This is a genomic window from Ruminococcus sp., from assembly GCF_016283395.1.
In genome coordinates, this window is sequence record NZ_JAEEMU010000041.1 from 68,101 (window position 1) to 85,510 (window position 17,410).

The window sequence follows — 17,410 nt, forward strand, 5'->3', positions numbered from 1 at the left end:
AATAAAGTATCACATGATCCTATGAGGTAAAATAAATGAAAAGCATAACTATAATTGATGATGAGTTCTCCTTCGGCGGATTTACTTCGGGAAATGAGGGCATATGGACAAGAAACGCTCCCACCGATCCGCCTACAGATGATTACATATCTCTAAGTGAAAGACTTGAAGCACCATTGTCACGTATCATACGCCCATATCAGGCAAGCGGTGATAAAGTTGAGATAGTCGGTGCTGAACACGGCGGCATGGGAGTCATAAAGGATAACGTACTGAAAAAAGTGGACGGTATCGTTACTGCCGAAAAAGGCATTGTTCTCAGCGTTCTCGCGGCGGACTGCGTTCCCATATATCTTATTGACAAAAAGGCGGCAGTCATCGGACTCCTGCACTGCGGCTGGCATTCGGCAGCAGGTTCACTTCTCCATAATGCTGTTCAGCGCATGAAAGAGCTGGGAGCTTCTGCTGCTGAAATTCAGGTGATAACAGGACCTCATATCTGCCATGAATGCTATGAAGTGGGCGAAGATGTCCGCAAAGTTTACGCCGAAGCTTTCACAGAAAAGCAGCTCGATGCTATATTCACTACCATTGACGATAAGCTGTATCTCCACCTATCGGAAGCTGTACGGTCAAAAGCTGCGGCAGAAGATATTCCCGATGAAAATATCTCAGCAATAAACTGCTGCACTTTCAACGATGAGTCATTATACTCATACAGACGGGGCGACAGAAGCAGACAGAATGCAGCATTTATCATGATGAAAGCATAATATTGATTAAATTAGGAAAGTATTATCTTAATTCTCACTTATCATGGAACTCAGCCTTTAGCCCTTAGCTATTAGCCAAGGTGTCGCCTTCGGCGAATAATTTAAATAATGTGAGCGTAAGCGAACTCCTTCGGCTAATGGCTTTTTTACAAAGAATCTCTTCCCTAATTCAATCAATATTAATTTAAAAATTAAAGCGGATGTGCCGCTTCTTTTTTAGTATTTTAACCTTCCGAATTCCTTGACTTTTCGGGAAATTTACGGTAAAATTAAACAGTCAATCAAGTATAAGACTCGGGGGTATTAAAATGAATATTATCAAAAAACTGCTGCTTCATTTGCAGCTGCCGCAGCTATAGCTGTATCCTCTGCGCTGCCTGCATCAGCTGCTGTAAGAGGTGACCTTAACAACGACGGCACTATCGACTCATTCGATGTGGTATTATGCCGCAGGAATATCATCACCATGTTCTCGGGCGGTCAGACTGACCTGCTGGCTGACATCGACGGCAACGGATCTATACAGATAAACGACCTTGTACTGCTGCAAAAATACGTGCTTGGCACTATAAAGGAATTTCCGCAGACTACAACTGCCGTCACAACTATGGCCACTACAACTTCTGTACCTGTTGTTACTACGACTGTTACAACGCCAAACGGTGACAGCTACATGAAGAAAATGGCAGCAGATATACACATTCATGAGGAATCGTCCTCAACTGAAAAAAAGGCAGGCGTTGACTACGGAACGATCGAGAAGAAAACTTACTTCTCAAAGGACGCTCAGCGCGAAAAGAACCTCAATATCCTGCTTCCGCCGGGATACGACAGCAGTCAGAAATACCCTGTAATATATGTTTTCCACGGTATATTCGGCTCTGAGGACTCCATGCTCGATGAAAGCATGAAGATACAGACAATGCTCGGAAACCTTGTAGCTTCGGGTGAAGCTGAGAAAATGATAATCGTTTTTCCACAGATGTTCACCACAAAGGAGAACATCTTCCCTGCATTCACAAATGAGTCCTCCCGTGCATACGATGCTATCCGCGAGGATCTCGAAAACAGCATCATGCCGTTTATGAAAGAGAATTACCCTATAAAGGAAGGCAGAGAAAATACTGCTGTTACAGGTTTTTCAATGGGCGGCAGAGAGGCTCTCTATGTTGGAGTCACAAGACCTGATCTCTATGGCTATGTGGGCGGAGTATGCCCTGCTCCGGGTATATTCCCTACTGTTGACGGAAATATGACTCACGAAGGCTGTATATCTCCCAGTGAATTCTGCTTCGGCTCAGCTCCGAGCCCGTATGTTTTAATGATAACCTGCACAAGATTTGACGGTACTGTAGGAGATGCTCCCGACAGCTACCATGACACGCTCACTCAAAACGGCGTGGAACATATCTGGCATCAGCTTACTGACGGCGACCACGGTTCTATATCCGTAAGAGCGCATATGTATAATTTCCTAAGATATGTATTTAAAGCTAAATAATGCCGTCGCTTATATAAAATCCAAGCCCCGAGACAATGCCTCGGGGCTTGTTCATACTATTATCATACTCGCCGAATTAATAACTCACTGTAAGTGCAGTAACTCCGCATCTCATTTGAGCGTACCGCTCAGAACGTCGTAATTCTTCTGCATAAGCGAGATATAGCTTGCACCGTCCTTTATATCATTTTTGGATACAGACTGTAGCGAATTAAGTTCAGCTATCTTGACGCCGCTCTTTCCCGAGCTTGAAATAACTGCATTTGCTATATCCTTGTTTGAGTTTTCAAGTGTATATACAGTATCGCAGCCTAACTCCTTAACTTTATCGGAAAGGAATTTGATAGTTTCAAAGCTTGCTTCGGATTCAGCTGAACAGCCGATAAATGCTGCAAAGTAATCAAGTCTGTAATCGTCTACAAAATAGCGGAATGGGAATCTGTCACCGAATATAAGAGTTTTTACGGAAGCACTGTCCACAAGTGCCTTGAAACTGCTGTCAAGCTCATCAAGCTCTGAAACATAGCTTGCAAGGTTAGATTTATAGTCAGCAGCATTTGCAGGATCTATCGCCTCAAGACTGCTTTCTATTTCTGTACAGAGGAGCTTTGCATTTTTCAGTGAGAGCCATACGTGTTCATCGTATTCGATCTCTTCCTCTTCATCTTCCTCTTCGGACTCCTCTTCTTCCTCGCCCTGCATACCTTCTTTCAGCTCCTCAGCCTTTGCAAAATCGCCGAGAGCGTCCATAAGGTTGATGACCTTCATATCCTTGTTTACTGCATTTTCGAGTGCATCTTCCACCCACTCGTCAGACTCGCCGCCTACATACACGAACAGATCACAGGTCGATATCTTCATAATATCATCAGCTGTGGGCTGATAATTATGCAGGTCTATACCGCTGTCAAGCAGATAGGATATATCAACGTTTTCGGCATGGCTGCCGAGTATCTCCTTTGTCCAGTCATACTCGGGAAATATAGTGCATACGACCTTCAATGGCTCTGCATCAGTCTTTGTTTCATTATTCTCTGTAGCTGTTACAGTTGCACCTGTCTCACTTTTTTCAGATGCTGCTTTACCATTAGCAGACGAACAGCCTGTTAATGCTGAAGTAGCCAGCATAAAACTCATAGCTGTTAAAACCGTACTTTTCTTTAACATAAAAAATGACCTCCATTTTGAATAACTGACATAATTTTGTTAAGCTTTGCCACGAAAAGGCATAGCTCTCCTATAAACTGCCGTTTTTCAGCTTAGGAGCTCAACTTTCAGCGATACGAGGGTATCATGCTCTGAATATACTCTGATAACTGCTTTTATAAGTGCCGCCACCGTAATGAGCAGCAGCATAAGCTTTATAACACCTGCTGCCTCGGCATTTACCGTATGAAGAACGTGACTGCACTCAGCAAGTTCTATGCAGACGGAGCAGTTCTCTCCCGAACATACGTGATCGGTATGAACTGCTATATAGCAGGCGGAGCTGAAAATAACAAAGCTGAATATGATAAATATCATAAATGAAAGTATTCTGTTTTTGTTATTCATCATGCTCACCTCAGCTTATCAAATATAATATGATAATGATTATCATATTCGCATTATTAATTATAACGCTTATGACCGCTTATGTCAATGCATGACTGAAATTTTCTACGCCCTCTGCAAATTGATAATGTCTCTCATTTTTAAACTATTAAAAATGAACAATCCACCGCATTGAAAACTCCAGCACAATTTAGCTTAGAAGCGTAAAAAAGAGTCCCCACAGATCGTGAGGACTCTTCTTTTTTGTGTCATTCGCTGTAAGACTTAATCAACTTTAGTTGTCTGTGGAACAGCGATCGTTGTTGTTGTAGTTGTTGTCTTGGGTTCAGCAGATGTTGCAGCCGTAGTTGTTGTAGTTGTAACAGGCTCGTCATCGCTTTGTGCATCTGCTTCAATCTCGATCGACTCGATCACGTTATTCTTAACGAATTTCTCAAGTGATACAGGCTCAGTTATTGTTGAATAGTAAACATAGTATCTGAGAATGATCGAAGCGTCAACAGAGTCTACAGAACCGTCATTGTTAACATCAGCAGCAGCAAGATTTTCTTCCTTGATGATACCATCCTGATGTGTAGCAACGAGTGCGTACTGACGAAGAACAACTGATGCGTCAACTGCATCTATTAATCCGTCTGCATTTACATCACCGTAGTTTACGACAACAGGAACTGTTGTTGTTACAGTTGATGTAGTTGTTGGCTCAGATGTTGTTGTAGATGTTGAAGTTGAAGATGTAGTTGTTGGCTTAGATGTTGTTGTAGATGTTGATGTAGTAGATGTTGTGGTTGGCTTAGATGTTGTTGTAGATGTTGATGTAGTAGATGTTGTGGTTGGCTTTGATGTTGTTGTAGATGTTGATGTAGTAGATGTTGTGGTTGGCTTAGATGTTGTTGATGTAGATGTAGTAGATGTTGTAGTTGGCTTAGATGTTGTTGATGTAGATGTAGTAGATGTTGTAGTTGGCTTAGATGTTGTTGATGTAGATGTAGTAGATGTTGTAGTTGCCTTTGATGTTGTCGAAGATGTTGCAGTTGTTGTAGTTGTAGTTGTAGATGTTGTTGTAGTTGTTGTAGTAGTTGTTGCAACAAGTGGACCATTGCCTGTGAGGTTATACTCACGTCCGCTGAAGTCGTTTACCTTGCCCTTAGCTACAATCTTAGCACCGTTCTTTACAGTGATGTTTGTATCAGGAGCAATAAGAACATCAACGTTCTCAGGGATAGTTATGTCAGATGCTATTGTAATATTACCGAAGAGTGAAAGCTCTGTCTTAGTGTCGAGCTGAGCAGCTTCCTCAACAGCTACCTTGACATCAGCATAAGTATTCTTATTGCTGAGCATTGCAGTTGCCTTTGGATTGATAGTTATGCTGTCACATATCTCACCGCAGGTATCACATCTTCTTACTGCAAGACCTTCCTTGCCGTCCTTAGGAGCAGCTACAAGAGTGTAACCGCTTGTTGACTTGCACTCATGCTTTTCAACATTGCTGATCTTGATCTCTTCTGTTGTACCGTCTGAGTAATCAACGATGAGCTTACCGCTTGCACCGATCTGATCTGAACTTACTCTGATGATAGTATCGCCCTTTACAGTAAGTGAACCGTCTTCATTGAGCTCTGTGCCGTTGATATCAGCAAGTGTGAACGAGTTCTCTGATGCAGCTGCCTTTACCTTGCTGTTTCCAAACGGAGCAAAGTTGCGGATTACGTCTGCTTCAATTCTGATATTTGTAGGAAGTTCTCCGTGTGAATGGAGGATAAGGTTCAGTTCATCAGTAAATGGTAAGAGATTTCTGTTATATCTGTTGATATATTCATCGAAATCGTCGATGAAGAATGGTGAATCGGTAGTTACATACTGAATATAGTGGTTAGTGAAGTTTATATACTGATTTGTTGTCTTGTCTGCGTGCTTGTATGCTTCAAAGAACAGCTCGCTTACCAGCTGATTAGCTGTATTTGATGCTACTCTTCTTACAGGGATCCTCTGATCAGGAGTACGCTCCTTGACCTTGATCTCGCAGTCAATTGCGTTTGAACCGTAGAACTGTACGATAACGTCCTTAAGGATATGCTCTACAGGCATTTCACCTACAGCTGCCTCAAATACGCTGCGGATACCGTCTACGTTCATGAGTTCGGGACGCTCCTCCAATACCTGAAGTATCAGAGCTGTGTTCCTGTCAAAATCATAAGATGAGACATATCTCTCAAATACTGAAGCCCATACATCAGGTACATTTACTGTATATGTTACAGCCTGATGAGGATTCAGATCAACTGGGAAATAATGAGTGCCTCTTCTTGTATAAAGTGTCTGTTCCTTAGTGATAGCACCAAGTGATGTAAGATTTCCGTCTGTATCAAGATTTGTGAAGTACAGTGTTGCCTTTGAACCCTGCTGCTTACCCTTTATAGTGGTTTCAAGGTTGTAAACAGGCTTGTCTGATACATTCTTGAGAGTTATCTTTATAGGATAATTTCTTCCGTAGTATGAAAGTGAAGGAACTTCAACTGTCATCTTGAGTGCATCGTATGCATATACGTGGAGATTTTCCTGTGATCTGTAAGTGAGTGCGAATGGATCGCTTCCGTTCATGCCGCTGAATACAGCTGAAAGTGAATAGTCGCCTTCCTTATCGCCGCGTACGCACCAGTTTCTTGTAGCTACCTGGTTAGGAGCAAGACTACCGATGTCTTCAACGACACTGCCGTCAACAAGTGTAAGTCCGTTAGGTACGTTGAGCCTTGCAGTACAGTCTGTAAGAGTACCTGTGCCCTTATTTGTTACGATAAGCTGAACGTCATAGAATTCCTTCAGCCACTTGCTTTCGCCGTAGATGATAAGGTACATATCCTCATCAACTGTTTCCTCATGGATAACGTGTGCGTGGATCTCATCTACATATACATAAGGTCTGTCAGTTATAAGCAGAGGCTTTTCACCGTCTACCTCAAGGTATACATAGTTAAGAGGTTCATAACCTTCGTCCCACTGAACTATTCTGTTGAATACAACGCCTGCTGCCTCGAAATCAGCTTCGATAGAATACTGTACGCAGTTGAAGTTGTCAGGATTTCTGATGTCAATGCCTCTCTTGATGATCTCATCTTCTGTCATTTCCTTAACGTGAAGTTCACCATCGACCCTGAGGATAGGCTGTGTAGTAGTTGTAGATGTTGTGCTTGTTGTCAGAGTTGTTGTTGAAGTTGTAGTAGGCTTCTTTGTTGTTGATGTAGTAGGTTTAGTTGCTGAAGTTATGTTAGGGGTAATTGTTGAAGTTGTAACAGGTTTCTTTGTTGTTGATGTAGTAGGTTTAACTGTTGTAGTTGTTGAAGTTGTAGTAGGCTTCTTTGTTGTTGATGTAGTAGGTTTAGTTGTTGTAGTTGTTGAAGTTGTAGTAAGCTTCTTTGTTGTTGATGTAGTAGGTTTAGTTGTTGTAGTTGTTGAAGTTGTAGTAGGCTTCTTTGTTGTTGATGTAGTAGGTTTAGTTGTTGTAGTCGTTGAAGTTGTAGTAGGCTTCTTTGTTGTTGATGTAGTAGGTTTAGTTGTTGTAGTTGTTGAAGTTGTAGTAGGTTTCTTTGTTGTTGATGTAGTAGCCTTAGTTGTTGAAGTTGTGGTCTTTGATGTAGTAGATGTTGAAGTCTTAGATGTAGTAGATGTTGAAGTCTTAGATGTAGTAGATGTTGTCTTAGCTGTTGTTGTAGTTGTAGATGTTGTTGAAGAAGTTGTCTTCTTAGTAGTTGTAGTTGTTGTCATTGAAGTAGGAACGTTGTATACTACTTCGCCTGCAGTGTCTGTAGACAATGTACCGCCCATTACAGCTGTGAAGTACTCTGAAGGAGCTGTGCCCTTATTGTACTTAGCATAGCCGTTTGTGATTGTACCTGTCTTGATAGCTTCGATACTTACCTTACCGCCTGTAAGCTTTTCGATAATGTCGATAGTCTTATCTGCCGGGATGTAAATGCCTGCAAGCGGGCTGCTGATGTCAAGCTTGCCGCTTATAGCTATCTTAGTATTGTTTGTGCAGTAGATACCATAGTTATCTGTACTTGATATCTTACCGCCTGTGATGTTGATCGTACCGTCATTTGAGCTTGAATAGATTCCGTAACCGTCATCTGCCTTTACAGTTGCACCACTGAGGTTGATAACACCTGAGTAAGATCTGTCAATGAAAATGCCTGCACGGTCATAATAACGATTGTTATTAGCAATAGCCTTTGACTCAAGAGTACCGCTTATAAGGTTAGTTGTACCCTTGCTTGATCTGAGTGAGAGCGGATTAGCAGCGTTTGAAATAACAGTTGCACCGTTAAGAGTAAAGTTACCGTTGCTGTTTACTCCTACTGTTGCGTAATTGTTATTCTTATCATTTCCATAGAAAGTACCGCCAAGGAGTCTGAGTGTACCGTCTACATTGAACAGTTCATAGCTGCCGGTAGCGTTCATAGTACCTGTCTTTGCCTTGCTACTGTCTCTAACTGTAACTATACCGTTGCCGCCTATTCTTACTCTGTTGATGCTTACCTTATGACCGTTGAGGTCGAGATCCAGCATTGTATTGCTGTAAATATCGCCTTCAACAGTTACATCGCAGTCGAGCTTGTACTTACCATGTGTAGGAAGACTGTCCGTCTTGCTCCATGTCTTTGTGTCAGCTTCTACGAATTTAAGGTTGTTGTCAGCAGCGTACTTCTCTGCATATGTTTCCTTATATCCAACAATAGTATCTACCTTGCTGTTTCTGAGGAAGTTGCCGTTAATGCCTGAAGCATTTGCAACGCTTGCAGGGATATAAACTGAAGTTACACCTGAATCGCTGAATACATCATTGCCGATGTATGTTACTGACTCAGGGATCTCAAAGGATTTGAGTAATGTACAGCCGCGGAATGTTTCACCGCTGAGTGATGTGAATGTAGCAGGAAGAACTGCTGATGTAAGGTTCTTACAATCTCTGAACAAGCCTGATGTATTTAAAGACTTAACTGTGTCAGGGATAATGATCGACTTGAGACCTGTGCCATAGAATGCACCGTTCTCTATTCTCTCAACAGAAGCAGGGATAACGAGCTCTGTGATAGCTGCATCATTGTAGAATGCATTATATCCGATTGTCTTTAAGGTATCAGGAAGCTTTATGCCTGTAAGGGCTGTACAGCCGTAGAATGCATTGCTTCCGATAGTTTCAAGTCCTGATGAGAACTTAACTGATTTAAGTGTTGTTAAATTCTGGAATGCGTTGTAATCGATAGTCTTTATATTTGCAGGTATCTCGATAGATTCAAGCTTTGTGTTCTGGAAGCAATATCTGCTGATAACTTCAAGCTTTGAAGGTATCTTGATAGATGTTATTCCTGTGCCTGCGAAAGGAGACTGTCCGAGACTTTCAAGTGACTCAGGAAGCTCGATGCTTGTGAGTGCTGAACAGCCGTTGAATGCATTGCTTCCGATAGTAGTTACAGAATCAGGAATATCAATTGATTTAATTGAAGTACAGCCGTGGAAAGCCATGTCTCCAATAACAGTTAACGACTCAGGAAGTGCAATTGTTTCAATTGAAGCACAGCCATTGAATGCATAATTTCCGATAGTAGTCAAAGACTCAGGAAGCTCTACGCCTGTAAGAGCTACACAGCCACTGAATGCATTGTTTCCGATAGTTTCAAGCTTTGAACCAAACTTAACAGTCTTTAAGTTCGTTGCACTGCCGAATGCATTATCACCGATAGCTGTCATGCTTTCAGGAAGCTCAACAGATTCAACTGCTGAATTATAGAATGCACTTCCTACAATTGTTTCTACACTCTCAGGAAGCTTTATTTCCTTAAATGGACTGCCGTAGAATGCACATCTGTCAATTGTCTTAACACTGCTTGGGATACTGATCTCTGTAAGTGCGCTGCAATTATTGAAAGCATATTCAGGAATAGCTTCAAGCTTTGAAGGAAGCTTTACTGATGTCATCTTTGATGCACCTGCATAAGCATTCTTAGGAAGCTCTGTACGTGAATCAGAATAAATGATGCTTGTAATGTTTGTATTAGCGAATGAGTTATTAAGTGTCTTTACAGAATCAGGGATAGTGATCTCTGTTATACCTGTTCCTGTGAAAGGAGTATACCCGATAGTTTCAAGATTCTTAGGAAGTTCGATACTTGTGAGCTTGCTGCAGTTATTGAATGCATAGTTGCCAAGAGTTGTCAAAGACTCGGAAAGTGTCACACTTGTAAGTGCAGGACAATAAGAGAATGCATAAGTTCCGATAGTCTTTACAGAATCAGGTAATGTAATGCTTTCAAGACCTTCACAGTAAGTAAATGCATTATTTCCAATAGATTCAAGCTTTGAAGGGAACTTGATCTTCTTTAAGCTCTTACAATTATAGAAAGCACTGTCAGGAATTGCCGTCATGCTGTCAGGAAGCTCGATCTCTTCGATAGATGAACCACTGAAAGCACTGTTGGAAAGTGTTTCGATATTGCTTTCAAGCTTCAGCTTCTTTATGCCGCTGCTTGTGAAAGCATTTGAACCGATCGATTTAACCGTACTCGGTATTGTAACGCTCTCAAGTGCTGTACAACCGCTGAATGCATAGTTCGGAATAGCTGTAAGCTTAGAAGGAAGCTTTACAGATGTCATCTTTGAAGCACCTGCGTAAGCATATGCCGGAAGCTCTGTACGAGAATCAGAATATGTGATAGTCTCGATGTTTGAGCCTGAGAAGACATTATTATTCAAACTCTTTACCGAATCAGGTATCTTGATCTCCTTGATTCCTGTATTGGCAAATACACTATAAGCAATAGTTTCAAGATTCTCGGGAAGCTCAAGCTTTGTAAGCTTTGTACAACCATTGAACGCATAATAGTCTATTCTTGTAACAGAGCTTGGAAGCTTGATATCAGTAAGCGCAGTACAACCATTGAACGCAGAATATGGGATAGTTGCAATCTTTGAAGAAAGCTTTACTGATCCAAGTGAACTTGCATTTGCGAATGCATAGTTGCTTAATGAAGTAACAGTCTCAGGAAGCTCTATAGATTCAAGTCCTGAACTCTGGAATGCATAGCTTCCAATGCTTTCAACCGTCTCAGGGATATCTATGCTCTTGAGAGCTGTACAGCTTGTAAATGCTCCGTAAGGTATCGCTGTGAGCTTTGCAGGGAGCTTAACTGATGTGAGCTTCTTTGAACCTGAGCATACATAATTTGGAAGTGTTGTGATATCATCAGCGAATACAACAGATTCAAGATTTGTATTTGCCAACGCATAATTGCTTATGGTCTCAACAGTAGCAGGTACAGTTAATTCCTTTACACCGCTCTCATAGAAAACATTTGAACCTAAAGATTTTACAGTGCTCGGTATTGTGAACTTTGTAAGACCTGTACAGCCGCTGAAAGCATTATTAGGAAGAGCTGTAAGCTTTGAAGGAAGCTTTACTGATGTCATCTTTACAGCACCTGCGTAAGCATTTGCAGGAAGTTCTGTACGAGAATCAGAATATGTGATAGTCTCAATATTTGAACCAGAGAATGTACTGCTAAGGCTCTTTACTGAATCAGGGATAGTTATTGCCTTTATTCCCGTACCTGAGAAAACATTTGAACTTATAGTCTCAAGTGATTCAGGAAGCTCCAGACTTGTAATGTTGCTGCAATTCTGGAAAGCATTGTAATTGATCGTTTTAAGAGCACTTGGCAGTTTGAGTTCCTTGAGTGAACTACAGCTCTGGAAAGCATATCCTTCTATTGCAGTAACAGTTTCAGGTATCTTCACATCAGTAAGTGAAGAACAACTTGTAAACATATTACTTGGGATAGATGTAAGCTTTGAAGGAAGCTTTACAGACTTGAGATTTTTAGAACTATTGAACAAACCATAATTGAGCGTAGTAAACTTATCATCTATCTCAGCAGACTCAAGGTTTGTATTTGCAAAAGCATAGCCAACTATCGTATCAACAGTTGAAGGAACCTTTATGCTCTTTATGCTGCTTCCTGCTAAAGCATATGAACCAATAGTCTTTATGTTTGAAGGTATCTCAAAGCTTGTTATCTGAGTACAACCTCTGAATACATAGCTCGGCAAAGTTGCAAGCTTTGAAGGAAGCTTAGGATCCTTCATCTTTGCAGCACCGCCGTAAGCATAGTTAGGAATTGTTGTTGCGTCATCAGGATAAAGGATAGATTCAATATTTGAATCAGTGAATGTCTCGGAATTAACATTCTTTACAGAAGCAGGTATCTTGATCTCCTTTATTCCTGTGTTGCTAAAGCAATATGCTCCGAGTAATGTGATATTCTCAGGAATAGTAATCTTTTCAAGTGAAGTACAATTACTGAAGCAATAGTCAGGTATATTTGTAACCTTGCTTCCAAAATCTACTGATGTAAGCTTTGAACAACTATTGAATACACCATAGTTCCAGTGTATTACATGATCAGGCATCTTAAAGCTTTCGATCTTCGTACCTGCAAGACAATATGAACCAAGTGTAGTCATTGACTTAGGAATGTTTATTTCCTTTACTCCCGAACCATAGAATGCATTGCTGCCAATGCTTGTAACAGTATCAGGAAGTGTTACCTTTTCAAGAGCTGTACAGCCGTAGAAAGCACTTGAAGCTACCGTTGTAAGATCAGACGGGAATGTTACACTTTTAAGATTATAACAATCTCTGAATATATCGTTACCACAGCTGATAGATTTGTCAGGATATGTTACTGTCGTAAACTGTGTATTTCTGAAAGCACGTCCATTTATGTACTTCAGGTTCTTAGGATAATTAAACTCTGTAAGACCTGAGGAATAGAATGCCTCGTAGCCGATAGTCTCAACAGTATCAGGAAGCTTAATGCTCTTAAGTGAAGTACAGCCTGAGAACATACCGCTTTCAATAATCTTGATGTTTGAAGGGAGCTTTACGGAAGCAAGACTTATACAACCGCCGAATGCGTTGGTTCCAATAGTTTCAACAGTATCAGGTATCTCAAGCTTTGTAAAGCCTGTACTGTTCAAAGCATTGTATTCAATTTTAGTTATATTGTCAAAATTGATACTTGCAAGTTTTGAACAGCCCTGACACATATAAGCTGATAATGCAGTAACCTTGCTTGGGAGCTTCAACTCTGTCAGTGATGAACAGTACTGGAAAGCATACGCTCCGATATTTTCAACACTTTCAGGGATATCAATTGATGAGAGCGAAGAACAATTTGAGAAGAATCCATATGGGATAGCCTTCATATTGCTCGGGAGCTTTGCAGATTTGATGCTTCGGCTATTATAGAAGACATAGTTTCCCCAGGACTCAACTGTTGAAGGTACATCTATCGACTCAAGAGATGTATTATTGAAGGCATAGTCGCCAACATTTTTTACAGTCTCAGGGATAGAAACAGACTTTATCTTTGACCATGCAAAAGCATATGATTGTATATCTGTTACCTTCTTGCCGTTTATCTCTGACTGGATAACAGCCTTTGTTGCTTCATAGTCACAGTAAGCAACCTCAGCATGATCCTTATATACGTTGTAGTATATAAGATCCTTCATTACAACTTCATAATCCTTTGTTGAAGTAGCTGCTGTTGAAGAAGGATCGATGAGGACATATCCGTCAAAAGGAGTTCCCTTGAGGTAAGAGTCGCTGTCTGTATCAGCCATATGATAAACATTTGTAACATATTCAGTCTTTACTTTCGGACCTACAAAGCTGAAATATTGCTTATTATAGTTATTGTTTGTACAAATGTTTACGTAATATACATCTTTTGGCTTTGCATCGGCAGGTACTTCTAAATTCAAGGTTGCAAATGTACCATTTTTACCTTTTTTTACAGTACCGTCTGATGCAGTGCTGCTGCTTGCATATATACCGTAAGTTTTTCTGCTGCTTGTAGGAGAATAGCTTGAATAACTTACATACATACCTGCTGTTCCGTCTTCTTTTCCGCTTTCAACGCCTTTAAGTGTAAGACGGCTGTCCAGATCCACATATATCGTCGCATTGGAGTAATACTCATCATTAGCGGCGAAGTTAGCATCATTGACCTTTATAGTCAGAGCTACTGTCGAACCTGGCTTTGCAACTGTATGGCTTAATGATATTTCCGGATCAGGCTGAAGCCTTTGTGATTCGGGTATAGTAGAAACTGTAGTAGAACTAACTGTCGCTTTGGTTGTCGTAGTCGTTGTTGTCGTTGTTGCTGATGCAGCAGCTTTTGCAGGTGCGCTTGTAACAGCATCTGATGAAGCAGCTGCCTTTGGTGCAGGAGAAGTTGTTGCGACAGGGCTTGTTGTGATTGTTGCGTTGTTTGTCTCCATAATTTTATCAGATGTTATATTGATAATATCTGAAGCGGATATGGAACCGGTCAGTGTTTTTTGTCCGATATCAGTGTTTGCTGCACCTGCTGAAAGGTTTGCAGGGATCTGCGTTGTGAGCATCGCAGACGCGGCAAGCACGGAAACGAACTTTTTGGTGATCTTCCCGGGATGTTTATGTCCCATTTCAATTACCTCCCTTATTAAAAATTAAATGAATGTAATTCACCACAATAATTATACCATGATGAGGGGAAAGGTCAATAGAAACGGAACTTTTGTAAACAAATTTTGGTAAAAGCTACCTAACTTGTAGCAATATTCAATGTCAAAACTACTAAAAGTAATAAAAATTGCAGATTTAGTTTGTTTAAAAATAGTAACATTTGTTTTAAAATATATGGCTATATAAGTTATATATCATGATTTATTAATGAATATCACAAAAAACGCAATCAGCAGTAACCTATCGCCTGTCTTGACATTAAAACTGTAATGTTGTATGATTTTAATATCTTATTTGCTGCAAAAAATGCGGCTAAAACTTCATTTCATACATTTTTTTAAACACGGAGGACAACATGAGAAACAGTATCCTTATTATAGATGATGATGCAGACCTTTCTTTCGTAATATCAGATATGCTTGAAGGCTACGGCTACGACGTAACAGCTGCCGAAACTGCCGAAGAAGCCTTTGAGCTTCTGAGCAAAGCAAGCTTTGATCTCATTCTTCTTGACATAAATCTCCCCGATTCTACAGGATTTGAGATATGCAGCGAGCTTCGCAGGGTATCAGATGTACCTGTTATCTTTGCAAGTGCCCGTACAAGCGAATCCGACAGGATAACAGGCTTTGACATAGGCGGAGACGACTACCTTCCAAAACCCTATTCTATGGCTGAGCTTTTCTCACGCATAAAAGCTCTCATGCGCAGAGCCTACGGAGACAGCGGCGAGAAAAAGTCAATATCTTTCGGCAATGTTAATGTTGATATCTCCGCACGTTCGGTCACTAAGAACGGAGCTGCCGTGGCACTTTCCCTAAAAGAGTTCGACCTCCTCGCTTATCTGTGCGAACATATGGGTACGGCTGTATCAAAGGAAGCTCTGCTTTCAGCGGTATGGGGAGCTTTTTCCGCTGTAGAAACGTCAACTCTTGCAGTACATATACGCTGGCTCCGCGAAAAGCTTGAGGACGATCCTGCGTCACCGCGATACATTAAAACAGTCTATAAAGTAGGCTATATACTGGAGGTCGAATAATGAAAAGCAGGATAATCGGCATTACACTTTTCTTCATAATGCTTATCGCAGGTGTTTCTGTATTTTTCGTGCATAACGAGAAAAAAAGTTACGACTCCGACTCAAACGGTGAACTGATAGTCTCGCTGAACGAAGTGGAGCAGCTCATACATATGGGTGAAACAGAGAAAGCTGCCGAAAAAGCAGCCCTGCTCAAAGATACTATACGCCGTCAGGAAAAGCCTGTTCGTGAAAACTCAGATACATTTATTATATGTATCATAGGCTGTATTTTCGCGGTCACTGTTTTCGGATATGTGTATTTCTCCATACTCCGCCCCTTTGATAAGATGAAGGCTTTTGCCGAGAAAATAGCTCAGGGAAACTTTGATATCCCACTGAACTACGAACGTTCAAACTATTTTGGCAGTTTCACATGGGCATTCGACAGTATGCGCCGTGAGATAACGAAAGCGCGAGCCTGTGAGCGCGAAGCCATAGACAATAACAAGACCGTTATCGCTACGCTTTCGCATGATATTAAAACTCCTGTTTCTTCAATAAGAGCCTATGCAGAGGGACTTGACGCAAATCTTGACAGCTCTCCCGAAAAAAGGCGCAAATACTTATCGGTGATTATGCGCAAGTGCGATGAAGTATCCAAGCTCACAAACGATCTTTTCCTGCACACGCTCTCCGACCTTGACAAACTGAAAATACACCCCGAACAGCTGGAGCTGACTGAGTTTATGGAAAACACCGTCAGGGAAATAGCTGCCGAGCATGATGATATCAGCTTTATCCGTCCGGACTTCACAGCCGAGGTAAGTGCAGACAGGAACAGGATCATGCAAATCACTGAGAACCTTATAAACAACGCAAGGAAATACGCTCATACGGATATAAATGTATCTATGGAGCTTGAACAGCACGATGTGCTCATACGCTTCCGCGACTTTGGCAGCGGTATCCCCGACTCGGATATGCCGTTCATATTCGGCAAGTTCTATCGCGGAAAGAATTCGGGCAATGAGCAGGGCTCAGGTCTCGGACTTTATATCGTAAAATACCTGACCGAAGCTCAGAACGGAGAGGTAAGCCTCAGAAACTGCCCCGATGGAGGTCTCGAAGTAACCATATCGCTCCCCTTGCTTAATTCGGGATTATCTTAAATACTTCTTAATAACTTTTGCTGTATAATCAAAACAGTAAAAGCGAAAGGAAAAACATATATGAAAAAATCTATTCTGACAGCAAAGTCACTTTCAAAGAGCTTTGCTCACAACGGCGAACAGGTACATATACTGTCAGGCGTTGACCTGGATATATATGAAGGAGACTTCACCGTTATAATGGGAGCTTCGGGCTCGGGCAAATCCACCATGCTCTACGCTCTCAGCGGTATGGACAAGGCTACCGCAGGCTCTGTTATGTACGATGACAAAAACATCGTCCTCATGGGCGAGAAAGAGCTTGCAAAGCTGAGATACTCCGACTTCGGATTTATTTTCCAGCAGATGCACCTTGTAAGCAATCTGTCACTCTATGAAAATGTTGTAGTATCAGGCTATCTCAACAAAAAGAATTCTCCTGCCGAGGTAAGAGAACGGGCTGACAAGCTTTTCAAAAGAATAGGCATAGACCACATAAAAACTCACCTTCCCTCACAGGTATCGGGCGGCGAACAGCAGAGATGTGCTATAGCAAGAGCTGTGATAAATCAGCCCAAGCTCCTCTTTGCAGATGAGCCTACAGGCGCACTGAACCGCAAAAACACCACAGAAGTTCTCGACCTGCTCACAGACCTCAACAAAAACGGTCAGAGCATACTCATGGTAACACATGATATTCGCGCTGCTGTAAGAGCTTCAAGGCTGCTTTACCTCTCGGACGGCAATATCATAGGCGAGCTCAGTCTCAGTCCTTATGGTGAGACCGAAGAAAAAAGCCGCGAAGCTCAGGTAAACGCATGGCTCAATTCACTTGAATGGTGA

Annotated in this window: 9 protein-coding genes; 5 read left to right on the plus strand and 4 right to left on the minus strand. The window is 41.5% G+C overall.

The window, feature by feature from the left end; translation table 11 throughout:
- Positions 1-35: 35 nt before the first annotated feature.
- Entirely contained in the window at positions 36-773 is a 738-nt protein-coding gene (locus QZZ41_RS09180; RefSeq protein WP_295070797.1) for a polyphenol oxidase family protein, read from the plus strand.
- Positions 774-1,091: 318 nt separating this feature from the next.
- On the opposite strand, the gene QZZ41_RS09185 is transcribed toward QZZ41_RS09180, so the two are convergent.
- Positions 1,092-1,241: a hypothetical protein gene (locus QZZ41_RS09185; RefSeq protein ID WP_295070922.1), complete on the minus strand. Its 150-nt coding sequence runs from the start codon at positions 1,239-1,241 to the stop codon at positions 1,092-1,094.
- Between QZZ41_RS09185 and QZZ41_RS09190 the strand changes: the two genes are divergently transcribed.
- Positions 1,210-2,274 carry an alpha/beta hydrolase-fold protein gene (locus tag QZZ41_RS09190; protein ID WP_295070800.1) on the plus strand — a complete coding sequence of 355 codons (1,065 nt, stop codon included), beginning with the start codon at positions 1,210-1,212 and terminating at the stop codon, positions 2,272-2,274. The genes QZZ41_RS09185 and QZZ41_RS09190 overlap by 32 nt on opposite strands.
- 111 nt (positions 2,275-2,385) lie before the next feature.
- On the opposite strand, the gene QZZ41_RS09195 is transcribed toward QZZ41_RS09190, so the two are convergent.
- The 3 genes from QZZ41_RS09195 to QZZ41_RS09205 form a co-directional block, all read right to left on the minus strand.
- Positions 2,386-3,441 carry a metal ABC transporter substrate-binding protein gene (locus QZZ41_RS09195; RefSeq protein WP_295070803.1) on the minus strand — a complete coding sequence of 352 codons (1,056 nt, stop codon included), beginning with the start codon at positions 3,439-3,441 and terminating at the stop codon, positions 2,386-2,388.
- A gap of 87 nt (positions 3,442-3,528) precedes the next feature.
- Positions 3,529-3,828, minus strand: coding sequence for a hypothetical protein (locus tag QZZ41_RS09200; RefSeq protein WP_295070806.1), 300 nt, complete (start codon positions 3,826-3,828; stop codon positions 3,529-3,531).
- Between the two features lie 264 nt (positions 3,829-4,092).
- Entirely contained in the window at positions 4,093-14,358 is a 10,266-nt protein-coding gene (locus tag QZZ41_RS09205; protein ID WP_295070809.1) for a leucine-rich repeat protein, read from the minus strand.
- A gap of 395 nt (positions 14,359-14,753) precedes the next feature.
- On the opposite strand from QZZ41_RS09205, the gene QZZ41_RS09210 reads away from it, so the two are divergent.
- The 3 genes from QZZ41_RS09210 to QZZ41_RS09220 are packed head-to-tail and all read left to right on the plus strand — an operon-like array spanning position 14,754 to position 17,410.
- Positions 14,754-15,437, plus strand: coding sequence for a response regulator transcription factor (locus QZZ41_RS09210; RefSeq protein WP_295070812.1), 684 nt, complete (start codon positions 14,754-14,756; stop codon positions 15,435-15,437).
- Positions 15,437-16,588, plus strand: a complete 1,152-nt coding sequence (locus tag QZZ41_RS09215) for a HAMP domain-containing sensor histidine kinase (RefSeq protein ID WP_295070814.1) — start codon at positions 15,437-15,439, stop codon at positions 16,586-16,588. Before QZZ41_RS09210 ends, QZZ41_RS09215 begins: the two co-directional genes overlap by 1 nt.
- 60 nt (positions 16,589-16,648) lie before the next feature.
- The gene (locus tag QZZ41_RS09220) at positions 16,649-17,410 is read left to right on the plus strand and encodes an ABC transporter ATP-binding protein (RefSeq protein ID WP_295070817.1); all 762 of its coding nucleotides are present in this window, start codon (positions 16,649-16,651) and stop codon (positions 17,408-17,410) included.